General features: G+C 44.5%; 22 protein-coding genes. 17 read left to right on the forward strand and 5 right to left on the reverse strand.

The annotated features are described in order from the left end of the window. The first annotated feature begins 23 nt into the window (after positions 1-23). The 10 genes from acpP (at position 24) to ftsY (ending at position 12,856) form a co-directional block, all read left to right on the forward strand. Complete coding sequence (acpP, locus tag IGI94_RS01490; protein WP_005227129.1) at positions 24-266, forward strand: acyl carrier protein; 243 nt, start codon at positions 24-26, stop codon at positions 264-266. A 322-nt stretch (positions 267-588) separates the two neighbouring features. Then, entirely contained in the window at positions 589-1,596 is a 1,008-nt protein-coding gene (locus IGI94_RS01495; RefSeq protein WP_060791587.1) for an ABC transporter ATP-binding protein, read from the forward strand. Beyond that, entirely contained in the window at positions 1,597-2,541 is a 945-nt protein-coding gene (locus tag IGI94_RS01500) for an ABC transporter ATP-binding protein (RefSeq protein ID WP_005232492.1), read from the forward strand. Then, entirely contained in the window at positions 2,541-3,497 is a 957-nt protein-coding gene (gene opp4B / locus IGI94_RS01505) for an oligopeptide ABC transporter permease (protein WP_438899340.1), read from the forward strand. The genes IGI94_RS01500 and opp4B overlap by 1 nt, the downstream gene beginning before the upstream one ends. Before the next feature lie 63 nt (positions 3,498-3,560). Then, positions 3,561-4,430 carry an ABC transporter permease gene (locus IGI94_RS01510; RefSeq protein ID WP_153883525.1) on the forward strand — a complete coding sequence of 290 codons (870 nt, stop codon included), beginning with the start codon at positions 3,561-3,563 and terminating at the stop codon, positions 4,428-4,430. Positions 4,431-4,446: 16 nt separating this feature from the next. Next, positions 4,447-6,231, forward strand: coding sequence for an oligopeptide ABC transporter substrate-binding protein (locus tag IGI94_RS01515; protein ID WP_008376345.1), 1,785 nt, complete (start codon positions 4,447-4,449; stop codon positions 6,229-6,231). Positions 6,232-6,444: 213 nt separating this feature from the next. Further along, positions 6,445-7,137 carry a ribonuclease III gene (gene rnc, locus IGI94_RS01520; protein ID WP_005227136.1) on the forward strand — a complete coding sequence of 231 codons (693 nt, stop codon included), beginning with the start codon at positions 6,445-6,447 and terminating at the stop codon, positions 7,135-7,137. A 15-nt stretch (positions 7,138-7,152) separates the two neighbouring features. Beyond that, complete coding sequence (gene smc, locus IGI94_RS01525) at positions 7,153-10,731, forward strand: chromosome segregation protein SMC (protein WP_438899341.1); 3,579 nt, start codon at positions 7,153-7,155, stop codon at positions 10,729-10,731. Between the two features lie 12 nt (positions 10,732-10,743). Then, positions 10,744-11,562 carry a Cof-type HAD-IIB family hydrolase gene (locus tag IGI94_RS01530; protein WP_016619609.1) on the forward strand — a complete coding sequence of 273 codons (819 nt, stop codon included), beginning with the start codon at positions 10,744-10,746 and terminating at the stop codon, positions 11,560-11,562. A 1-nt stretch (position 11,563) separates the two neighbouring features. After that, positions 11,564-12,856, forward strand: coding sequence for a signal recognition particle-docking protein FtsY (ftsY, locus tag IGI94_RS01535; protein ID WP_438899342.1), 1,293 nt, complete (start codon positions 11,564-11,566; stop codon positions 12,854-12,856). A 282-nt stretch (positions 12,857-13,138) separates the two neighbouring features. On the opposite strand, the gene IGI94_RS01540 is transcribed toward ftsY, so the two are convergent. After that, positions 13,139-13,507, reverse strand: a complete 369-nt coding sequence (locus tag IGI94_RS01540; RefSeq protein ID WP_005227140.1) for a BlaI/MecI/CopY family transcriptional regulator — start codon at positions 13,505-13,507, stop codon at positions 13,139-13,141. A 244-nt stretch (positions 13,508-13,751) separates the two neighbouring features. Here IGI94_RS01540 and gshAB point away from each other — a divergent pair, with 244 nt between their 5' ends. Next, entirely contained in the window at positions 13,752-16,016 is a 2,265-nt protein-coding gene (gshAB, locus tag IGI94_RS01545; RefSeq protein WP_438899343.1) for a bifunctional glutamate--cysteine ligase GshA/glutathione synthetase GshB, read from the forward strand. 71 nt (positions 16,017-16,087) lie between these two features. Here gshAB and IGI94_RS01550 read toward each other — a convergent pair whose 3' ends face one another. Together IGI94_RS01550 and IGI94_RS01555 are read right to left on the reverse strand one after the other, a co-directional pair. Further along, positions 16,088-16,507, reverse strand: a complete 420-nt coding sequence (locus tag IGI94_RS01550; RefSeq protein ID WP_005232469.1) for a hypothetical protein — start codon at positions 16,505-16,507, stop codon at positions 16,088-16,090. Positions 16,508-16,521: 14 nt separating this feature from the next. Then, positions 16,522-16,974, reverse strand: coding sequence for a YueI family protein (locus tag IGI94_RS01555; protein ID WP_142437160.1), 453 nt, complete (start codon positions 16,972-16,974; stop codon positions 16,522-16,524). A 107-nt stretch (positions 16,975-17,081) separates the two neighbouring features. Here IGI94_RS01555 and IGI94_RS01560 point away from each other — a divergent pair, with 107 nt between their 5' ends. From IGI94_RS01560 to IGI94_RS01585, 6 genes are all read left to right on the forward strand, one after another. After that, positions 17,082-17,651: a GNAT family N-acetyltransferase gene (locus IGI94_RS01560; RefSeq protein WP_005232465.1), complete on the forward strand. Its 570-nt coding sequence runs from the start codon at positions 17,082-17,084 to the stop codon at positions 17,649-17,651. Positions 17,652-17,666: 15 nt separating this feature from the next. Beyond that, positions 17,667-18,044: an iron-sulfur cluster biosynthesis family protein gene (locus IGI94_RS01565; protein WP_005232463.1), complete on the forward strand. Its 378-nt coding sequence runs from the start codon at positions 17,667-17,669 to the stop codon at positions 18,042-18,044. Between the two features lies 1 nt (position 18,045). Then, positions 18,046-18,939 (forward strand): metallophosphoesterase, encoded by an 894-nt coding sequence (locus IGI94_RS01570; RefSeq protein ID WP_005232461.1) that lies wholly within the window; start codon positions 18,046-18,048, stop codon positions 18,937-18,939. Between the two features lie 85 nt (positions 18,940-19,024). After that, on the forward strand, positions 19,025-19,246 hold the full coding sequence (locus tag IGI94_RS01575) for a DUF2829 domain-containing protein (RefSeq protein WP_005227147.1): 222 nt from the start codon (positions 19,025-19,027) through the stop codon (positions 19,244-19,246). Continuing rightward, complete coding sequence (locus IGI94_RS01580; protein ID WP_005232459.1) at positions 19,243-19,992, forward strand: 3-oxoacyl-ACP reductase; 750 nt, start codon at positions 19,243-19,245, stop codon at positions 19,990-19,992. Before IGI94_RS01575 ends, IGI94_RS01580 begins: the two co-directional genes overlap by 4 nt. A gap of 30 nt (positions 19,993-20,022) precedes the next feature. Continuing rightward, the gene (locus IGI94_RS01585) at positions 20,023-20,589 is read left to right on the forward strand and encodes a nucleotidyltransferase family protein (protein WP_438899344.1); all 567 of its coding nucleotides are present in this window, start codon (positions 20,023-20,025) and stop codon (positions 20,587-20,589) included. Between the two features lie 92 nt (positions 20,590-20,681). Here IGI94_RS01585 and IGI94_RS01590 read toward each other — a convergent pair whose 3' ends face one another. Both IGI94_RS01590 and IGI94_RS01595 read right to left on the reverse strand, forming a co-directional pair. Then, positions 20,682-21,221 carry a biotin transporter BioY gene (locus IGI94_RS01590; protein WP_200125817.1) on the reverse strand — a complete coding sequence of 180 codons (540 nt, stop codon included), beginning with the start codon at positions 21,219-21,221 and terminating at the stop codon, positions 20,682-20,684. Between the two features lie 105 nt (positions 21,222-21,326). After that, entirely contained in the window at positions 21,327-22,181 is an 855-nt protein-coding gene (locus IGI94_RS01595; protein ID WP_438899345.1) for a helix-turn-helix domain-containing protein, read from the reverse strand. Position 22,182 lies beyond the last annotated feature (1 nt).

Here is a 22,182-nt window from a genome sequence, read left to right on the forward strand (position 1 = left end):
CAAACGCGTGGAGGTGAAGCCAGTTGACACGAGATGAAGTATTCAAGAAAGTTGCGGTCGTGATCGCCAATCATTTTGAAATTGACGCAGAGAACGTAACGGATACGATGAGCATTAAAGACGACTTGAACGCTGATTCGATCAGTGTGATGGAATTCGTCCTTGAACTAGAAGATGAATTTGGTACCGAGATTTCTGATGAAGATGCCGAGCAGATCGAAACAGTCGGTGGAGCGGTTGATTATATTTCAAGCCATCTTGCTTAAGACAGACATAAGAGCTAAGTCCTAGATGACTTAGCTCTTTCTTTCTCATAATTGATCCGCTGTGATTTGGGCGGCTTTTCTTTAGAATCGAAATCAAAAAAACGATCGTTAAACCTGACATGACGGCGTTGGAAGCGTAATGTAAATTTTCTGAAAATTCAGTGTATTAAGTTTTCTGGGACTTGCATTATTGTTAGCATTTCTATATAATTATTAAGAATATATTATACAATGTTAAGAAAGCTTTTGGAAATGAAATGCATGTTCCTTCTTTTTTACATTAAAACGCAAGACATCTTAGAAAGTAGAGAGGGGTATTCGATTGTCCAGAGATAATCAATTACTAGATGTTCAAAACCTTCACACAGGTTTTCGTATCAAAGACGATTACTATGACGCAGTAGATGGTATTTCTTTTACACTGGATCGTAATGAGATCTTAGCAATCGTAGGAGAATCTGGTTGCGGAAAAAGTACGTTGGCTACAACGATCATGGGGCTACATGACCCAAACAACACGAAAATCACTGGGGAAATCTTATATAAAGATTTAAACTTGTCAAACTTAAATGAAACGTTATACAACAAAATTCGCGGAAATGATATTGGGATGATTTTCCAAGATCCGTTGTCTGCACTGAATCCGTTGATGCGGATCGAAGACCAAATCAAAGAAGGTTTGTCTTATCATACAGATATGAATGCCGAACAGCGCCAGGCACGAGCATTAGAATTATTAGAACAAGTTGGGATTCCAAATCCGCCACGTGTAGGACGTCAATACCCTCATGAATTGTCTGGTGGGATGCGTCAGCGGGTCATCATCGCGATCGCGATTGCTTGTAAACCGCCAATCATCATTGCGGATGAGCCAACGACAGCGTTGGACGTGACGATCCAAGCACAGATCCTTGATCTACTAAAAGATTTGCAAGAAGAAACGCAAACGGGGATCATTTTGATCACCCACGATTTAGGTGTCGTAGCAGAGATGGCCGACCGAGTAGCCGTAATGTATGGGGGACAGTTTGTGGAAGTCGCAACAGCCGAAGAGTTGTTTGCCAATCCGAAACATCCATACACCCGCTCATTGCTTAACTCGATCCCTCAAGAAAATTCTCAAGACAGTGAACTGCATGTGATCGAAGGGGTGGTTCCTTCCTTGAAAAATATGCCTCGGACTGGTTGTCGGTTTGCTGCACGGATTCCTTGGATCCCTGAAAGCGACCACGAAGCAAACCCAGTCTTGCATGAAGTAGCACCTGATCATTTGGTCCGTTGCACATGCTACAAGCATTTTCATTTTAGAGACGAAGAAGGAGAAGTGTAGATGACAGAATTAATTACAATCAAAGATCTGAAAGTCCACTATCCTATTCGCAGCGGATTCTTCAACCGCGTCACGGATCACGTGTACGCCGTTGATGGTGTGGACTTCGTCATTGAAAAAGGAAAAACCTACGGATTGGTTGGTGAGTCTGGTTCTGGTAAATCCACAACTGGGAAAGCTATCGTTGGGTTAGAAAAAATCACTAGCGGCGAAATCATTTATGATGGGCAAGACGTGACTAAACGTTCTGTCCGCAAGAAAATGAACTACAACAAAGATGTCCAAATGATTTTCCAAGATTCAATGTCTAGCTTGAATCCTAAAAAACGTGTGGTGGACATTATCGCAGAACCATTGCGCAACTTTGAACGCTTAAGCGATCAAGAAGAGAAAACACGTGTGAAAAGTTTGTTGGATATCGTTGGGATGCCAGAAGATGCCCTATACAAATATCCTCATGAATTCTCTGGCGGACAACGTCAACGGTTAGGGGTTGCCCGTGCGGTAGCTTCCAATCCAAAACTGATCGTCGCCGATGAGCCTGTTTCAGCTCTTGACTTATCCGTGCAAGCACAGGTACTGAACTTTATGAAACGGATTCAGCAAGAATTCGGCTTAAGTTTCTTATTTATCTCTCATGACTTAGGGGTCGTAAAACATATGTGCGACAATATCGCCATCATGTACAAAGGCCGCTTCGTTGAGATCGGGACTCGGGAAGATATCTACCAAGACCCGCGTCACATCTATACAAAACGTTTATTATCAGCGATTCCTCAAATCGACGTAAAAAATCGCGATGCTCACAAAGAAAACCGCCGCAAGGTCGAGTTGGAATATGTGACCCATCAAAAAGATTACTACGACGAATCTGGCAGAGTGTATGACTTGCGTAAAATCACCGAGTCGCACCAAGTCGCATTGAAAAACGGGGGTGCTGAATAATGTGGAAAACAATTCTACGTCGTTTGTTGTTGATGATCCCACAAGTCATTATTTTGAGTATCTTGATTTTCTTGATCGCACAAGCAATGCCTGGGGATCCATTTACTGGTTTGATCAATCCAAACCAAGATCCAGCTGTTATTGAGCGGATGCGTGAAGCCGCTGGTTTGAATGACCCATGGTATATCCAGTATTTCCGTTGGATCGGAAATGCCTTAAAAGGGGACTTTGGACAAAGCTTCATCTTTAAATTGCCTGTTTCAACATTATTAGCAGGACGTATCAGCAATACATTGTGGTTATCTTTATTGACGGTCATTTTGACTTACGTGATTGCCATTCCTTTAGGGATGTGGGCAGGACGTTACCAAAATTCATTGCTTGATAAAGTCGTCGTTGTTTACAACTTCTTCAGTTTCGCCGTACCGTTGTTTATCTTTGCGTTGATCGCATTGTTCATCTTCGGTTACCGATTGGCTTGGTTCCCAACGGGTGGTTCCGTTGCACCGGGGGTCAGCGGCATGGCTGAGTTTTGGAGTCGCTTGTATCACCTACTATTACCGGCAATCACTTCTGCATTATTAGGAACAGCAGTGACGATCCAATACTTGCGAAGTGAAGTCATTGATTCGAAATCATTGGATTTCGTTCGTACCGCTCGTTCAAAAGGGGTACCAACGAACAAAGTCTTCTCACGTCACGTTTTCCGGAATGCATCGTTGCCGATCGCATCACAAATGGGCTATGAGATCACGTCATTGATCGCAGGTTCTGTGGTCATTGAGAAAATCTTCGCCTACCCAGGTGTCGGAAAACTGTTTATCGATAGTATCGTCCAACGGGACTATGCCGTGATCACTTCACTGACATTGATCTTAGGACTAGCGACCTTGATCGGTACGCTGCTGTCAGATATCATCATGAGTATTGTCGATCCAAGAATCAGAATCCAGTAATAGGAGGGGATAAATGTGTCTGAAAAGAAAGAAAAAGTACTAAAACAAGAGAGCATCCCGCCTATGGGATTGAAAATGATTTTTCGCGAATTCTTAAAAGATAAAATGGCGATCTTTTCATTAGTTTTGTTAGTCGCAGTTTTATTATTCGTGTTTATCGGCTCGGCAGTTATCGATCAATCACAAGTGATGCGTGTCAGCATCCTTGATAAATACGCTGTACCTGGCGCGATTTCGCCAAACGGCGGCACCTACCTTTTAGGGGCGGATGAAGGTGGCCGTGATGTTTGGGGACAATTGATCATCGGTGCGCGTAACTCAATCTTGATTGGTTTTTCAATCACGATCATTACGTCGATCGTTGGGGTCGGACTAGGGATCATCTCAGGTTACTACGGCGGCATCATTGATAACATTTTGATGCGTATTGTTGACTTCGTTATGATTTTGCCGATCATGTTGATCATTATCGTTATCGTATCGATCGTACCTCGTTATAACGTTTGGACCTTTATATGGGTCATGAGTGCCTTTTACTGGGTCGGAAAAGCAAGGCTCTTCCGAAGTAAGACCCTTTCAGAAGGCCGTCGCGACTATGTTAGTGCATCGAAAACCCTCGGAACCAATGACTTTGTCATCATGTTCCGCGAAATCATGCCGAACCTTAGCTCATTGATCATCACCAACTTAACAATGAACTTTGCAGCGAATATCGGTATTGAAACGACACTAACATTCTTAGGTTTTGGTCTGCCGACCAATGTTCCAAGTTTGGGAACACTGATCGGATATGCCAGCAGCGGTGATGTGCTGGTCAACAGACAGTGGATCTGGTTACCCGCATCAATTCTAATTTTAGTCTTGATGTTGAGTATCAATTACGTTGGTCAAGCATTTAAGCGTTCAGCGGATGCGCGTCAACGACTAGGATAAACAAGGAGGATACAGGATGAAGAAAAATATTTTTGGTATGGTCACTCTTTTGTCAGTGTTAGCATTGGCAGCTTGTGGCAGCAACGGCGGCGGAACCGATTCTTCTGGTGGCGGCAATGCAGCAAACGATACGGAAGATGTAAGCAACTTCCCAATCGAAGTTAGCAATGATGCAGAGGCAATCGAAGGTGGTACTTTGGATGTTGCAGTAGTGATGGATACGCAATTCCAAGGGTTGTTCCAAACAGAATTTTATCAAGATAACTATGATGCACAATTTATGTTGCCAAGTAATGAAAGTTTATTCGTCAATGACGCTGATTTCAAAATTGTTGACGGCGGGGCTGCAAACCTTGAGCTAGATGAAGACAACAACACAGCAACAATTACTTTACGCGACAACCTGAAATGGTCTGATGGCGAAGATGTTACGGCAGATGATATCATCTTCACTTACGAAGTAATTGGTAACAAAGATTATACTGGTATTCGTTATGATAGTAATTTTACTAACATTGTTGGTATGGAAGATTACCATGATGGCAAAGCTGATACTATTTCTGGTATCACCAAAGAAAGTGACAAAGTCGTTAAAATCGAATACAAAGAAGTTCACCCTGGTATGATGCAAGCAGGTGGTGGTATTTGGGCTTCTGCATTACCAAAACACGCCTTTGAAGGAATCGAAGTCAAAGATATGGAATCAAGCGATCAAGTTCGTAAAAATCCAATCGTCTTCGGACCATATGTAATGTCAAATATCGTAGCTGGTGAATCCGTAGAGTACGTTCCAAACGAATACTATTATGGAGATAAGCCAAAACTAGATAAATTATCATTTAAAGCAGTTCCAACTTCATCTATTGTTGAAGCGATGAACGCAAAACAATATGATATGGCTTTATCAATGCCGACAGATACGTATCCTACTTATAAAGATACTGATGGTTATCAAATCTTAGGCCGAACAGATACTGCTTACACCTATTTAGGTTTCAAATTAGGTAAATGGAATGCTGATGAAGGAAAAGTAGAATATAATCCTGATTCAAAAATGGCTGACAAATCATTGCGTCAAGCAATGGGGTATGCATTAGATAATGATGCTGTCGGAAGCCGTTTCTACAATGGCTTGCGCACAAATGCAACGACATTGATCCCACCAGTATTTGGCTCATTACACAATACAGATGTTGAAGGTTATACTTTAAACATCGACAAAGCAAATCAATTACTTGATGATGCTGGCTACAAAGATGTCGATGGCGACGGTATGCGTGAAGACAAAAATGGTGAGAAATTGACCATCAACTTTGCTTCAATGTCCGGTGGCGAAACAGCACAACCGTTAGCAGATTACTACATCCAACAATGGAATGAAATCGGACTTGATGTACAATACACAACAGGTCGCTTGATCGACTTCCAAGCATTCTATGACAAATTGGAAAATGATGATCCTGAGATTGATGTTTACCAAGGTGCATGGAATACTGGCTATGACCCATCACCAATGGGCTTGTATGGACCTAACTCTGCGTTCAACTACACTCGTTTTGAATCAGAAGAAAATACGAAATTGCTAGAAGCAATCGATTCAAAAGATTCGTTTGACGAAGCAAAACGTAAAGAAGCGTTTGATGCATGGCAAGAATATGCTGCTGATGAAGCATTTGTTATCCCAACACTTTACCGTAGTGCGGTGTTACCTGTATCAAATCGTGTCAAAGACTTCACATGGGCCTATGATGTGAATTACAATCCTTGGGCAACAATTTCAGTTACAGCTGAATCTCGTTAATCAATGATCGATGAAAAGACGTCCTTTCTGGGACGTCTTTTTTTCCTGTTTTTTTGCGGGTATCTGAGGAAAACAGGCTTTTTTATACAGGAGAAGATTAAGTAGATAAATTTTTATTACAGTCTTTCCAAGAATTTGGAGGAAACATTTCATAATTCGGCAAAAACCAGTATAATAGGGAAGTGTCGATAAACTAATGAAGGAATGTGACAAATGAATACACAATTAACGAAAGAACTAAAAGAAAAGTTTGATATTGTGTTCCATGATGTAGATCTGCTTGAACAAGCGTTTACGCATTCATCTTATGTGAATGAGCACCGCAACTTGCACTTGTCAGATAACGAACGTTTAGAGTTTTTGGGCGATGCTGTCTTAGAGTTGATCGTTTCACGGTATTTGTATCGTGAATTGCCAGATCTGCCCGAAGGTAAGCTGACGAAGCTACGGGCGGCAATCGTTCGCGAAGACAGTTTATCCATGTTTGCCAAAGATTGCCGATTCGATGAATACATTCGTCTAGGCAAAGGGGAAGAAAACTCTGGCGGTCGTAAACGACCTTCTTTGCTTTGTGATCTATTTGAAGCCTTTTTAGGTGCGTTATACTTGGATCAAGGACTGGAAAGTGTCAGCGGCTTTTTGACGAAAGTTGTTTTTCCAAAAGTAAAAGCAGGTGCTTTTTCCCATGAGATGGATCATAAGACCCGCTTGCAAGAAGTCTTGCAGCGTGGTGGCGATGTTTCCATCAATTATCGTTTGATCAAAGAAGCAGGCCCCGCCCATGAACGGATTTTTTGGACGGAAGTCTATTGCGATGATACCTTGATCGGAAAAGGACAAGGAAAATCGAAGAAATTATCAGAACAGGACGCCGCGGCGAATGCCTTGGCGGATCTTGAACAGTAAGAGAGGACTGGCGGAGTGTATTTAAAACGAATAGAGATTGCCGGCTTTAAATCCTTTGCCGACCGAACAGTCATTGATTTCGAACATCGTGTGACTGCAGTCGTCGGACCAAATGGCAGCGGCAAGAGCAATATTACCGAAGCGATTCGTTGGGTTTTAGGAGAACAATCTGCCAAAAATCTACGTGGTGGCAAAATGCCTGATGTTATTTTTGCAGGTTCTGACACCCGCAGAGCGCTAAATATAGCGGAAGTGACGATCGTTTTAGACAATAGCGATCATTACTTGCCGATGGATTACAGTGAGATCAGCGTGACTCGCCGCTTGAGAAGAACCGGCGAAAGCGACTTTTTCTTAAATAAACAAGCTTGCCGCTTAAAGGACATCCAAGAGTTATTTATGGACTCTGGGCTGGGGAAAGAATCATTTTCGATCATTTCCCAAGGCAAGGTAGAAGCAATTTTCAGCAGCAAACCAGAAGACCGTCGTGGGATTTTTGAAGAAGCGGCGGGGGTATTGAAGTACAAACAGCGGAAAAAGAAAGCCGAGCAAAAGTTGTTTGAAACGGAAGACAATTTAAGCCGTCTACAAGATATCATTTATGAACTAGAAGATCAGTTGGTGCCTTTGGCAGCCCAAAGTGACGCAGCCAATCGCTTTTTAGCGTTAAAAGAAAAATTGACGACGGTTGATGTGGCCTATGCGGTCTTAGAGATTACGAAAGCAAAAGAAGCGTGGGAGACAGCCAAAGCTCAACTGAGTACCTTTAACCAAGAATTGGCGCAGATTTCCGAAAAGATCAACCAAGGGGAACTGTCGCTACATTCTTTGCGGCAACAACGTACCGCCTTTGATGAAACGTTGGAGCGTTTGAATCAGCAGCTTTTAGAGGTCACCGAAGGACTGAAGCAAGCCGAAGGGCAAAAAGAAGTCTTAGATGAGCGATCAAAACATACGCAAAAAAGCTCCGCGGAATACCAAGAAACCCTAGAGGAAGTTACGGAACGGGTCACGCTTTTAAATGAAGAAAAAGCGGAACTGATCGGCTTGCTTTCACAAAAGAATCGGAGTGTGCAGGAAGTTGAAGCAGCGATGCTGGCGTGTCAGCAAGAGCAGGAAAAGTACCAACGTTCAGCAAAAGAAATCATTGAAGAATTGCGTAGCCAATATGTCGAAGCCATGCAAGAGCAGGCAACGATCGGAAACGAATTGAAATACTTGGAGCGTCAATACCAGCAAGAAGCCGCGAAAAATCAAACGGCGTTGAGCAAGCAGACGCAAATGAATACGTCGTTGAAAGAAAAGACGACGGAAGCACAAATCGTGGAAGAACAGCTAACGCAGGCTAAGGCGATTTTAGAAGAACAACGCAAGCAATATATCCATCTTCAAGAAAAAGCTCAAACCAACAAAAAACGCTTTGATGAAGAACAAAAGAAAATGTATCAGTTAATGAGTCAAGTGCAGCAAGTACGTGCGAAACAGCGCAGTCTGCAAGATATTCAAGAAAATTATAGCGGTTTTTATCAAGGCGTTCGCTTGATTTTGAAAAACAAACAACAGATCAGCGGCATCGTTGGCGCAGTAGCGGAGTTGATCGATGTGCCACAAGACTATACCGTGGCGATCGAGACCGCACTAGGCGCCGCTGCACAGCATGTCGTCGTTGAAAATGAACGAGATGCACGGGCAGCCATCACGTATTTGAAAGAAAATCGCGGCGGTCGTGCCACTTTCTTACCGTTGACGACCATCAAAGCCCGTCATTTGCCAGATTATGCCCGCAATCAAGCTAAGCAAGTGTCTGGCTTTATCGGTGTTGCCAGCGAATTGGTCCAGTCGCCTGAACACATCCAAACCATTACGGATAACTTGTTAGGCAGTATCTTGATTGCCGAAGACTTGCAAAGTGCCAATGCGTTAGCACGGGCATTGAACTATAGCTATCGGGTCGTTTCTTTAGAAGGGGATGTCATGAATGCTGGCGGTTCCATGACGGGTGGCGCAACGAAGAAAAATGCCGGTAGTTTGTTTAGCCAAAGCAATGAGCTGCAACAATTGACGGCACAAGCGGCGCAACTGGATGAGCGGCTTTTAAAAACGGAAAAGCAAGTCCAGCATTTTGAAGCAGCGACCAAAGAAGCACAAGCAGCACTAGAAGAATTGCGGACGCAAGGGGAACAGGCTCGCATGACGGAGCATGAGCTGCAAAGCCGCTTACAAAATCTTGAGAATGACCTGAGCCGCTTGAAGCAAGAGCAGCAAGTGTTTGATTTTGAACATCGCGAAGTGCAAGCCTTCTTTGAAGAATATGATGAGAAGAAGACGAGTTTGGAAGAACAGCAAAAGAATATTGCGGCGCAATTGGCGAAAATCGATCAAGATATTCATCAAATGAATGCCGAAGAAGACTTGATCGAGGAAAAACGCCAAACCTTAGCACAAGAAAGTGCGCGCTTGCAGGCAGCTTTCGCCGTTCAAAAAGAACAAGTGGCGCATTTGCAGCAAAAAATTGCCGCTACGAATCAAGCATTGGAAGAAAACGAAGCGCGTCAGCACTCCTTAGAACGGCAGTTAGCTGCCTTGACAAGCAACGTCAGCGATCATGAGTTTTCAGAAGAAAACATTCTTCAGCGAATTGAAGTATTCACAACAACCAAGCAGCAGGTAACAGCGGAATTGACGGTGATTCGTGAACAACGGCAAGTGGTTCAACAAGAAATCGGCGCATTAGACGAAGCCCTGAGTGCTGAAAACTTAACGCAAAAAGAAAAGCTGTCAGAAAAAACTGAAGTTGAGATCGAAAAAAATCGCGCAGAATTGGTGATGGACAATCGCTTGTTGTATTTGCAAGAAGAATACAATCTTACCTTTGAAAAGGCCGCGCAAGATTTTTCTGAAATCGAGGATGCAGATCAAGCCAAAGTCGACATTCAGGAACTAAAACAAGCGATCGAACAAATTGGTCCAGTCAATTTAAATGCGATCGAACAATATGAACAAGTCAATCAACGGCATTTGTTCTTGACGAGCCAGCGAGATGATCTGCTGTCGGCCAAAGCACAGCTGTTTGATACGATGTCTGAAATGGATGAAGAAGTCAAAACCCGTTTCGGCGAAGTCTTCGATGCGATCCGTCTGCAATTCAAACAAGTATTTCCTAATATGTTTGGCGGCGGTCATGCGGAATTAGTCTTAACAGATCCGAAAGATTTATTGAACACTGGGATAGAGATTGAAGCCCAACCACCGGGCAAGAAATTGCAAAACCTCAGCTTGCTATCAGGGGGCGAACGGGCGCTGACTGCGATTGCGTTATTGTTTTCCATTATTCAAGTTCGTCCAGTACCATTTTGTGTGCTTGACGAAGTGGAAGCAGCATTGGATGAGGCCAATGTCTCTCGTTTCGGTCATTACTTGAGTGCTTTCCAAAATGATACGCAGTTTATCGTCGTGACCCACCGCAAAGGAACGATGGAAGCCGCAGATGTGTTGTATGGTGTGACCATGCAAGAGTCCGGAGTGTCGAAGACAGTGTCCGTGCGCTTAGAAGAAGTGCGTGAAGGCGGTAGTTTTGCAGCAGATCAAGCATAGAGGAGGAATGATATGATTAAACTGATTGCGATCGATTTAGACGGAACGTTATTGAATGACAAAAAAGAAGTGACTCCTCGCAACAAAGAGGTACTTGCTCGTGCCAAAGCACAAGGCGTAAAAATCGTCATTTGTACGGGACGTCCATTACGGGCGATCCGTCCCTATTTAGAAGAATTATCGCTGAAAGAACCCGGCGACTATAGCATCACCTTTAACGGCGGTTTGGTTCAAAAAAATGAGACTGGCGAGATCATTGAAAAAGCAGCGATGCAGCTGGCAGATATCCATGAATTGGTTTCAGTGGCGGAAGACTTAAATTTGCCTCTAGACGTGGTATCAGAAGAGATCGTCTTGAGTTTGCCGACTTCAGCAGCGCATCCATCGATTTATGGCTCCTTGAATCCTTTATTGGATTGTCGTCCTTTTGCCGTAGCTGATCTGGATGAATCGATGCTCTATAATAAAGCGGTGATCGCCTACCATCAGGAAGTTTTGGATCCTAAGATCCCTGAGATTTCCTCAGAGATCCGCGAGAAATATGAAATCATCAAAAGCCGGAATAACCTGTTGGAATTTATGCCTAAAGGAATCACCAAAGCCTATGGTATCAGCCTATTGGCGCAAGATTTAGGGATCAAGCAAGAAGAAGTGATGGCGATCGGTGATGAAGAAAATGACTTGCCGATGATTCGCTATGCAGGGATTGGCGTAGCGATGGCCAATGCCGTTCCAATCATTAAAGAAGCGGCTGACGTTGTCACCCTTTCAAACCAAGAAGACGGTGTGGCAGCAGTGATTGAAGAATATGTCTTAAAAGGAGGTGCGTAAGATGGGATTTTTTGACAAAATCAAAAAAGCGCTGATTGGAGAAACCAAAGAAGCAGAGCAAGAAACCGACAAACCGTTAGTCGATGCTGACTCACCAGAGGCACAGCGTTCAGAAGAAAGCCAGCCAGCACAAACTCCTGCTGAACAAGGCGCTTCAGAACCAGTGGCACCTGCAGAAGCCGCCGACTCCAGTGATTTGGAGGCAGAGCAAGAAACTGCGGAAGTGTCCCCGCAGCAAGAAGCAACAACAGCGAATAAAGGAGAAGAGGCACCAAGTATTCCAGAAGAAGTGGCTAAGGATACACCATCAGAGGAAGTACCAGCTTCTGAACCAATCCTTCAAGCAGCGCCAGAGACGGAAAGTGTGCAGGACAAATACACCAAAGGATTGACGAAATCACGGAAAACCTTTGGGCAACGGATGAACGAATTGTTTGCCAACTTCCGTACGGTGGACGAAGACTTCTTCGAAGAAGTAGAAGAAACGCTGATCGGCGCAGACGTCGGCTTTGATGCGGCGATGAAGATCGCGGATTCATTGAGACAAGAAGTCAAATTGCGTAATGTGAAGAAAACGGCAGATGTCCAAAATGTCATCATCGAAAAACTGGTTGACCTATATGGGGAAGCGGGTGTCGGTGAAGTCAACGAGTTGAACATGCAACCGGGGTTGACCGTCATTTTATTTGTTGGCGTGAACGGTGTTGGGAAAACCACCAGCATCGGGAAATTAGCCCATCAATTCAAAGCCGAAGGCAAGAAAGTCTTATTGGCTGCAGCGGATACTTTCCGTGCCGGTGCCATCGATCAATTAGTGGTCTGGGGTGAACGGGCTGGGGTTGAAGTCGTTCGTGGCAATGCAGGAGGCGATCCAGCAGCGGTTGTGTTTGATGCGATGGAGCGCGCAAAACGAGAAAATGCTGACGTTTTATTAGTAGATACAGCTGGCCGTTTGCAAAACAAAGTCAATTTGATGAACGAATTAGAAAAAATCAAACGGATCATTCAGCGAGTGGACCCAACGGCCCCTCATGAAGTCTTGCTCGTGTTGGATGCAACAACGGGGCAAAATGCCATGAATCAAGCAAAACAGTTTAAAGAGACGACGGATGTTTCTGGCCTCGTCTTAACCAAACTTGATGGCACAGCTAAAGGAGGGATCGTCTTGGCGATCCGTAACGAGCTGCGGCTGCCAGTCAAATTAGTGGGACTTGGAGAAGGCATCAACGATTTAGAACCATTTGATCCAAATGAATTTGTCGTCGGCTTATTCAAAGGCTTGATCAAAGAATAAAAAAAGAAGAGCCCTGTGTCAGGTCAAATACCTGCACATGGCTCTCCTTTATTGTTGCTTTTGTGAGATCAAAGGGAAGAGAAAACGGGTCGTCGTCTCTTTCCATGAGCTTGACTTGTGACGGAAAGCTGAGAACACTTGGCGTGGCAAATGTGGGTACAGCGATGCACGACTTTGCCAAAAATCAGGAAAAGCAGTTTGAACGATTCGTTTTCTTCTGCGCTGTCTAAAAACTTTGGGAAGTATCAGGCAGAATACAACGAGTTGAACGAGGGGGAAAGATTATTTCTTAAGTTCCCCTTGGCGCTCAGTGATCATTTTTTCCAAGTTGTTCAACGTATCGATATCTTTATTGGTTTCGATAAAGTTCGTAATCAAATTCAATAAAGATTGATCAGACAATTCTGCTGCTAAGAAGTCTTCTTGGGTCACATTCGGAGAATACAACCGAGTCAAAACAGTACCGCTGTAGCCGATATCTGCTACTTTCAATAAGTCGTGGTTTTTTAGTTTACGTACGACTGCTTGAATGGTATTCTTGCTTAGATCTTGCTGTTGGACAGCAATGTCATTTGCAGAAAGAGGTTTGTCTGAATTCCAAAAGATATTCATGATTTGACGTTCGCGTTTGGTAAGATTAAGTGGCTTCATTCACTATTCTTCCTTTCAAAAAGAGTAATATGGACATAATAATTTACTGTTCTATAAGCAGTATACTTTATTTTGAAGGTAAATATCAAATTTATTCAAGTATTTTATAAATTCTTGGTAATTTTAGTAAGAGATATTACAAGTGAAGAGCAAATTTCTGCATTTTTCACCATTTTTCACTATAATAGATGGAAAGAAGCAGAATTTAAGAAAAAAATAGTAGAAGAACATAGAGGGCATTCGCATGAAAATAAAAACATTGTTATCACATAAAGAGCTTTTTCCTTATTTATTGAAAGGGCGTTACGGGATTGAGCGAGAAGCACAGCGGGTACGATTAGACGGAACCTTTGCTGGAACGAATCATCCTGAAAAGCTAGGCAATCGGCGCTTCCATCCCTATATCCAAACGGATTTTGCGGAAAATCAACTGGAACTGATCACGCCGGTCGCGGATTCAGTGGATGAATTGTTCCGTTTCTTAGGGGCCATCCACGATGTGGCATATCGTTCAATGGCAGCAGAAGAAATGCTCTGGCCTTTGAGCATGCCACCGGCTTTACCAGAAAAAGAAGAAGACATCGTCATTGCTAAATTAGACCAATTTGAAGATGTGCTCTACCGCCGCTATTTGGCCAAAACTTATGGTCGCCGCAAACAAATGGTCAGTGGGATACATTTCAATTTTGAATTTGCGGAAGACTTTTTACAGCAGCTGTATGCTTTGTCTAAAACGAAGGAAAGCTTCCAGACATTTAAAACGGCGCTTTATTTGAAAGTAACTCGCAATTATTTGCATTATCGCTGGTTTTTGACGTATTTCTTTGGGGCGACCCCTGCATCAGAAGCCAATTATTTTACGACAGAAAACGGACCGCAAGAACCAGTCCGCAGTATTCGCAATAGCCGTTATGGCTACACGAATCACGAAGACGTCAAGGTATCTTATGCTTCGTTAGAGACCTATCTTGCGGATATTGCCAAATTAGTGGAGACAGGAAAGCTTTCAGAAGAAAAAGAATTTTATGCGCCAGTGCGTTTACGTGGGGGAAAACGGGTCGCAGATCTAGCCTCAGCTGGTATCCGTTATATTGAGTTAAGAAATATCGATATCGATCCCTTTGCCCGCTATGGCATTTCCAAAGAGCAAGTCGCGTTCTTACATTTCTTCTTATTGTTTTTAAGTACAAAAGAAGAAGGCAGCGATGCCGATGCGTGGATCGAAGAGGGCAATCAGAAAAATGATCAGGTCGCATTAGAACACCCACTTGCACCATTGACTTATCAGCAAGAAGCGCAAGCACTGATTGCTGAAATGATGGACTTTGCCCAAGCCCTTGAGCTGCCGCATCCGCCATTTTTGGATCAGCTTTCTGTGATGCTGGCTGAACCAGAAAGAACCTTCGCCGGACGTCTTTTCTCAGCGAGTCAAGCAACTAGCCAAGCGCAGACAGCAACATTGCTGGGACAAAAGTATCATCAAGCTGCTTGGGAAAAACCGTATCAATTAGCTGGCTTTCGAGCAATGGAATTGTCGACCCAGATTCTCTTGTTCGATGCGATCCAAAAAGGAATCGAAGTGACGGTACTGGATGAAACGGATCAGTTCTTGAAATTAGCCGTGAAAGACCACATCGAATATGTTAAAAATGCCAATATGACTAGTAAGGATCAGTACATCGTCCCATTGATCATGGCGAATAAAACGGTCACCAAAAAAATCTTAGCCGAAAATGGCTTTCATGTACCAGGTGGTGCTGAATTCGCTTCGACAGAAGAAGCGATCGCGTTTTATCCGCAAATCGCCCACAGCGGGTTTGTGGTAAAACCGAAAACCACCAACTATGGGATCGGTATCTCGATTTTCAAAGAAGGCGCCTCTTTAGCGGATTATCAAGCGGCGGTCGCCATTGCCTTTGCGGAAGATGATTCGATCCTCGTTGAGACCTTTTTATCAGGGACGGAATATCGGTTCTTCGTGATCGATGGGCGAGTCGATGCGATTTTATTACGTATCCCAGCCAATGTCGTGGGTGACGGCAAGCGTACGATCACGGAACTCGTCGCAGAGAAAAATCTCGATCCATTGCGCGGCACCCATCATCGGACTCCATTAGAGTTGATTCAATTAGGGGAACTGGAACAACTGATGTTAAAAGAGCAAGGGTATCAAGTGGATTCAGTGCCGGAAGAAGGGCAGATCGTTTATCTGCGAGAAAACTCGAATATCAGTACTGGCGGTGATTCTATCGATGTAACGGATGACTTCAACGATGACTACAAACAAGTAGCAGTCGATGCGGTCGCCGCATTACAAGCGTCTATCAGTGGAATCGATCTGATTATTCCAGATAAAACCAAGCCAGCCAATGAACCGGGGGCTTATGGAATCATTGAAGCCAATTTCAACCCAGCGATGCATATGCACGTTTATCCATACAGCGGGAAAGGCCGACGCTTAACTATGTCTGTTTTACGCCTGTTGTTCCCTGAAGTCTTCGAAAGCTGATGGAAGCTTAGAGAGCAAAGAACTGCACACTCTGGAAGGTGATTCCCTTCGAAAGTGTGCAGTCTTTTTTATTAGGATTCAAAAGCAGCGATCTCAATCGTTTGTTTTGTTTCTTCCACCTTGAGACCCGTTCGGGCTTCCCACCATTGTTTCATTTCTTTTTCATACGTGGTAGGAAAACGTTGGATCAAGGTCAATAACGGTACGCCTTGAATCGAGGCATAGGGAAAGTTTAAAACGAGATTGTACTTCAGTTCCGACAGGAGGCTATAATATTGAAACATCATAAAGTTCATTTCATTCTGATCCTCCAGTAGGAGTACTTTCGGAGCGCGATCCAGCATAAAACCCAAGCTGCGCATCATGAACAATACGCCATCCAGATGGCTCGATTCGATCGTAGGGGCCGTTTTCAACAAATCGATATGCAAATCCAAAGCATCAAGCAGTTCTTTCTTTAATGAAAGGTAGGGCGGTGTTGATTGTTCCATGATAGTTCCTCCTTTTAATGGAAAAGACGTTTCCAAAATGACGTTTTCTCTGGTTGTTCGTGCTCTTTATCTGATGGAGCGGCAGCTGCAGGGTATTTTTTTTCGATATCGATGACGTCTTGATTGACGGCTTCTTTCCCGGCAATCAGCAAGCCAATACTGTCTGGATCGGCATCTTGGGCATCGGAGACGATCCGAAATTCCATCTGTTGTTTGGTCAGTAAAGTGATGTAATCGGTCTGGATCGATTCTGGCAATTTTCCGTTGAGCAGCACGAGTGCTCCTTGATAATCTGGTAAGGCGTTTAAGAGCGTTTTCTGGTTGTCCTTCTTCTTCATTTCTGTTACTGTCATACTAAGATAACACCGTTCACGAAACGTGCCTAAATACTTGCGCTGTTCATCTGGGTTGACGCGAGGCGTCCCATACATTCCTGTATCAAGGCGTTTTTCTAATTCGTCTGACATTGAAGTATCCTCCTCAAAGCGTTTACTTATGCTTATTATAGCATATCCAACAAATAGCAAAAGAGGGGTGCGATCGTGAGAGAGTTCTGATAGAAAGTAGGGATCCTATGACAACAAAAGAACGACATTTGCTATTATTAGCAGAAAATCAGCGGTTGGAGACACCGAGGCTGCTCTTGCGCCCCGTTTCCTTGGCGGATGCAGCAGACATGTTTGCCTATGCAAATGATGAAGAAACGACGACCTTCGTCTTTGCTAGACATGGGTCGGTTGACGAAACAAAACTGCGCATTGCCGAGTATTTTGTTGCTGCACCCTTAGGGAAATATGCGATCGAAGAAAAAGACTCAGGCAAAATGATCGGGACCATCGATTTACGGGTGGAATCTGAAAAAGAGATCGCTGAGCTTGGTTATACATTAAGTCGCGATTACTGGGGGCAAGGGATCATGCCAGAAGCGGCAATGACACTGCTGCATTTTGGTTTTGAAACACTCGAATTGATTCGGATTTTTGCTCGACATGATGCTCGAAATCCCAAGTCTGGACGGGTCATGGAGAAAATTGGGATGAAATTGGAAGCAACGATCCCAGCTGCCCGCAAATCGGGTGAAGAAATCATCGATGAAGTCACGCGCGGCATCACGCTGGAGGAATGGAAAAAACGTATTATGTAAAGGAGGGCTCTCGTCATGGAACTGAACATTGAGCCAGCAGCAATTGAAAAAATAACCTCTTATGTACAGCCAGATGATCGTCTCTATTTGGATTTTGAAGACGGCGTCGGTCCGTTTCCTGCAACGGAGATCACCTGCCGTTTGGACATCCATTTTCGCCTGATCATCGTGCCACAGAGCTATCCAGAAGAAGGATTGGCGATCTACGACACCCCTTTAACGACACCCTTAGGCACGATTTGGTTGAAGCAAGGGGCTCAGGTGTATTTAGAAGAACAGACTCGGATGCAGGTGGAACCGACCTATCAACGGTTGCAATTGGTGGGAAATAGCGGGATCTTAGCTAATGATGTCCAATTGTTACGGATCGAAAAGCAGACGGCAGGCCGCTGATATGGGCACGCTGGCGGTTATTAGCGACTTGCACGTCGATATCAACCAATTATTCGACCCCCATCTGCAGCTGATCGCTGATTATTTGCAGCAAAATCAGGTGACCCATCTGCATCTGGCAGGAGATGTGGCGAATAAAAAGCAAAGGCTATTAGACGTGGTCGCATTTTTTCAAAGTCGACAGGTGCCAACGACCTTTCACTGGGGCAATCATGAAATGGTGGACTTGACGGAACAAGAGATCGAGGCTTTCGATGATCCCGCCTTTCTTAATTTTCAGACGTATCGCTTATCAGAAAAAACACTGCTGTTGGGAATCAATGGCTGGTATGACTACCAATATTCTGATCTGACCAGTGAATCTGAGATCTTGCGGCTGAAAAATTTGTTTTGGTATGACCGCATGATTCAGCGAAAGGGATCGGATAAGGAAATCAGCCAAGCCATCAATGAGCGTTTAGCGGAAACATTGGCCCGTTTGCCGCAAGACCAAGAAATTCTTCTTTCTACCCATTTTGTGCCCCAAGAAGCGTTTATTGTTCGTCAGACCGGCAAGTATGCCCGCTGGAACCACCTAAATGCGTTTTTAGGGTCGCCCGATTTTGGCGCAGTGATCGACCGCTACGCCAATGTTCGGGCAGTTGTCTTTGGGCATACCCATCGACGCTTTGAGAAAAAAGAACTTGCGGGAACCAGCTACTATTGCCGCCCCTTCGGCTACTATTATGAATGGCAGTTGACCCGCCGGTTCGTTATGGAAAATCACTTAGCAGAAGCATATTCGCCAACGAAAGTTCGGACGCTGCTGCGAAACCATCATGAGGCATTTGAGGACTATAAAACGACGCATCTTTTAGAAGAATTGGCGCAAGCGATCACACTACTGCCGTATTAGCGCAGCAACCGAGTCCTGCTTGTTTTCGTAATTGAATTTCCAAGCAATTTAAACCATTAGAAGAAAAACCCAAAGGAGAAAAATCATGACATTTGAAGAAATCTTACCAGAATTAAAAGCCGGCAAAAAAATCATCCGTGAAGGTTGGGGCGGTTTTGAACTTTATGTGACATTCGTTGAAGGGGAAGTGTACGACAATGCCCCAGTCACCCCTTACTTTTTGATCAAAACAGCAGATGAGGGATTCTCGAGTTTCGCACCGACTGTTTGCGACATTCTTGCGGAAGATTGGAAAATCGTGGAATGACAGCATCGTGGATCGATGACAAAACGATTGTGTTTGTCACAGGAGCTGCTTCAGGCATCGGCAGAGCGCAAGCAGAGGCGTTTCTTGCAGAAGGCGCTCAAGTATTTGGGGTTGACTGCCAATCGTTTCCTGATACGCTTTTAGCCCAGCCCCGCTTTTTCGGCACGTGTTGCGATTTAGCGGTGGAAGAAAATTGTCTTGCAGCGGTCCAAGCTTGTGTTACACACTTTGGTGGCATGACGATCTTGTTGAATACAGCCGGGAAACTAGATGGCTATCATACGATCGCTGAGACGACATCAATGGAGTGGGAGGAGATATTTCAAACCAATGTCTCCAGCATGTTTTATTTAACGAAAGAAATTTTGCCGCTGATGCAAGCCAATGGTGGCGGAACGATCATTAATATGGCGTCGATCGCTGGAATGGTCGCAGGTGGAGGTGGGATCGCTTATACAACCGCAAAACACGCGATCGTCGGGTTTACCAAACAGTTGGCATTGGATGTTGCAGATCAAGGGATCTCGGTGAAGGGCATCGCGCCAGGTGCGATTCAAACGCCGATGAATGCGGCTGATTTTGCCGGTGACGGAAAAATGGCGCAATGGGTGGCAGAGGAGACGCCGGTCAAGCGTTGGGCGCAACCAGAAGAAGTTGCAGCGCTGACCCTTTTTCTTGCCAGCCCGCAAGCTAGTTACTTGCAGGGGGCGATCGTGCCCATCGACGGTGGTTGGACCTTGAAATAACTAGCCTGAGCCCATTAGAGGAGGACGCCAATGAAGGAACAAGCGATCCAGAACTTGTTTGCAAAAAATCGTGAATGTCGACAACTGCTTACGATCATTGAAGCGTTACAGCTTCCGGATTGCTGGCTGTGTGCCGGGTACCTGCGGAATTATTTATGGGGTTTTCTCAGCGGAAAAATAGCGGAGGTGCCGATAACCGATATTGATGTCGTGTTTTATGATCCGACTGTAAGCGTAGAAGAAACAGCAGCGATCGAAGCGCAACTGCGCCGTTCGTTTCCCGAATTTCCTTGGGAGGTTCGAAATCAAGCATTGATGCACCAGCACAACTTTGCCGAGGAACCGCCTTATACAAGTACCTTCGATGCTTTAACGAAATTTCCAGAGCGTTGTACAGCGGTGGCGGCACGAATGAATCAAGGCAAGCTTGAATTGATGGCGCCTTTTGGTTGGCAGGATGTTTGCAGTTTTCGGGTGCGGCCAACACCGCATTTCGCCCAAAATGAACAGTACCTTGCGGTTTACCGACAACGCCAAGCGATGAAGCAGTGGCAGAAAATTTGGCCGCAGTTGTCGATTGAAGAGATCGACAACTAAAAAAGAACACTCGCGTGATGCGGCGATTTCCAAAAGTTAGACGAAAAAGCTAACTGATGGGAATCGCTGCATATGACGCGAGTGTTTTTTTATTAACGCAAAGCCAATCGTTGCGCCAAGCGGTTTCTTAAAAAGATACCTAGATAAGCTGCGGCAACGGCTTTGATGATCCCGGGGATAATAAACAAAACAAAACCACCGTTAAAAGCAGCCGGCCATGCCATGTCCGTGCTCCATTTCAGCCATAATGTACCAAACAACAAAGTTGCCAGCGCACCGACAATATTGCCAATCACTGCTCCTGTGTAGCGAAACGCCGTTTTTTCTACGACCAATCCAGTAAGCAATCCGTTAAAGAGGAAGCCGACTAAATAGCCGCCAGTTGGTCCTAACAAAACACCGATACCGCTGGAAAAACCAGCGAAAACGGGCAGACCGATCAATCCTAACAGCAAGTAGATGATGATCGCCATCGTTCCTGTTCGCGTGCCGAGGAAAGTCACCGCCAGTCCAATCGCAAAGGTTTGTCCTGTCAATGGGATCAAACCTAACGGAATCGTCAATTGGGAAAGACCAGCAATAATGATCGCAAATAATGCGGCATGGATTTGTTCACGTAATGATAATTTCATCGAATCCTTCTCTCTAGTAATAATTTCGTTAACCTAAAAAAGATTTATTTGGTTAACGAAATTATAAACGGTGGTTTACCAAAAGTAAAGAAGAATCTTGTTTTTTTAGTGTCCTTTTTTTAATAGGACAAGTAAGTTCTTTGAGGAGAGGAAAGGGGCGATTTCTTCCAATTCATCTGTTGAGAAGGGCAGTGCTTGAACGAGACGGCAGATCGTTGCTTCTGTCAGAAACGGCAGCAGTTCTTCGATTTCATCATAAGACAAGCGTTCTGATGCGGTAACGTTTGGCTGTTCCAGGGCCGTCAGCAGGAGTTCATCCAGATACGGTGCAGGTAAAAAGGGAAGCAGTTCTTCAATCTCAGAAAAGCGAAAGTCAGGGGTTTCAAGCCAACCTTTGATTTCTCCCGCCAAAAAGTTGGGGGTTAAAAAGGGCGCCGCCTCTTCCCAAAAAGCCATGGAATAGTGGTTGCCTTTAAGGAGCTCTTCTATTTGGGGCTTTTTCAAAAACGGCAAGAGTTCTTCCATGACATCTTCTGGGATATTTTCGGCGCCATTAAGCAAGTGCTGCAAGTCAGCACTATTCAAATGAGGAGCTAGTCTAGGCAATAAGTCTAGGTCTAAAGAAGATTCTTGAAACGGTTCTTCTTGAATCAGTGCCGATAGTTCTTGCGGTTTGATCAGCGGAGCGAGTTCGGCGATTTCTTTTGGCTGCGCGGTTCCTGCTTGATAATGTTGCACCGCAGCTGCTGGCTTCCCTAACAGCTCATCGATCGATAGGCCTAAAATCGCCGCTAGCTGCGGCAATTTTTCTATGTCCGGCAGTGAGTTGCCCCGCTCCCAATTACTGACCGCCTGATAGCTGACAAGTAATTGGTCTGCCAAGTTGCTTTGGGTCAGATTTTTTTCTTTGCGTTTGGTAGCGATCTGCTGACCAATTTTTCTCATGTTGAATTCACTCATA

This window comes from Enterococcus sp. AZ149, assembly GCF_051714285.1.
Lineage (GTDB): Bacteria > Bacillota > Bacilli > Lactobacillales > Enterococcaceae > Enterococcus_D > Enterococcus_D entomosocium.

Coding starts and splice junctions, on each gene's coding strand:
- IGI94_RS01555 (WP_142437160.1), bottom strand. CDS start 16,974: ATGTCAGACGAATTAGAAAAACGCCTTGATACAGGAATGTATGGGACG.
- rnc (WP_005227136.1), top strand. CDS start 6,445: ATGAATACACAATTAACGAAAGAACTAAAAGAAAAGTTTGATATTGTG.
- IGI94_RS01530 (WP_016619609.1), top strand. CDS start 10,744: ATGATTAAACTGATTGCGATCGATTTAGACGGAACGTTATTGAATGAC.
- IGI94_RS01515 (WP_008376345.1), top strand. CDS start 4,447: ATGAAGAAAAATATTTTTGGTATGGTCACTCTTTTGTCAGTGTTAGCA.
- IGI94_RS01550 (WP_005232469.1), bottom strand. CDS start 16,507: ATGGAACAATCAACACCGCCCTACCTTTCATTAAAGAAAGAACTGCTT.
- ftsY (WP_438899342.1), top strand. CDS start 11,564: ATGGGATTTTTTGACAAAATCAAAAAAGCGCTGATTGGAGAAACCAAA.
- IGI94_RS01580 (WP_005232459.1), top strand. CDS start 19,243: ATGACAGCATCGTGGATCGATGACAAAACGATTGTGTTTGTCACAGGA.
- IGI94_RS01590 (WP_200125817.1), bottom strand. CDS start 21,221: ATGAAATTATCATTACGTGAACAAATCCATGCCGCATTATTTGCGATC.
- gshAB (WP_438899343.1), top strand. CDS start 13,752: ATGAAAATAAAAACATTGTTATCACATAAAGAGCTTTTTCCTTATTTA.
- IGI94_RS01565 (WP_005232463.1), top strand. CDS start 17,667: ATGGAACTGAACATTGAGCCAGCAGCAATTGAAAAAATAACCTCTTAT.
- IGI94_RS01540 (WP_005227140.1), bottom strand. CDS start 13,507: ATGAAGCCACTTAATCTTACCAAACGCGAACGTCAAATCATGAATATC.
- IGI94_RS01570 (WP_005232461.1), top strand. CDS start 18,046: ATGGGCACGCTGGCGGTTATTAGCGACTTGCACGTCGATATCAACCAA.
- IGI94_RS01500 (WP_005232492.1), top strand. CDS start 1,597: ATGACAGAATTAATTACAATCAAAGATCTGAAAGTCCACTATCCTATT.
- IGI94_RS01595 (WP_438899345.1), bottom strand. CDS start 22,181: ATGAGTGAATTCAACATGAGAAAAATTGGTCAGCAGATCGCTACCAAA.
- opp4B (WP_438899340.1), top strand. CDS start 2,541: ATGTGGAAAACAATTCTACGTCGTTTGTTGTTGATGATCCCACAAGTC.
- IGI94_RS01585 (WP_438899344.1), top strand. CDS start 20,023: ATGAAGGAACAAGCGATCCAGAACTTGTTTGCAAAAAATCGTGAATGT.
- IGI94_RS01560 (WP_005232465.1), top strand. CDS start 17,082: ATGACAACAAAAGAACGACATTTGCTATTATTAGCAGAAAATCAGCGG.
- IGI94_RS01575 (WP_005227147.1), top strand. CDS start 19,025: ATGACATTTGAAGAAATCTTACCAGAATTAAAAGCCGGCAAAAAAATC.
- IGI94_RS01510 (WP_153883525.1), top strand. CDS start 3,561: ATGGGATTGAAAATGATTTTTCGCGAATTCTTAAAAGATAAAATGGCG.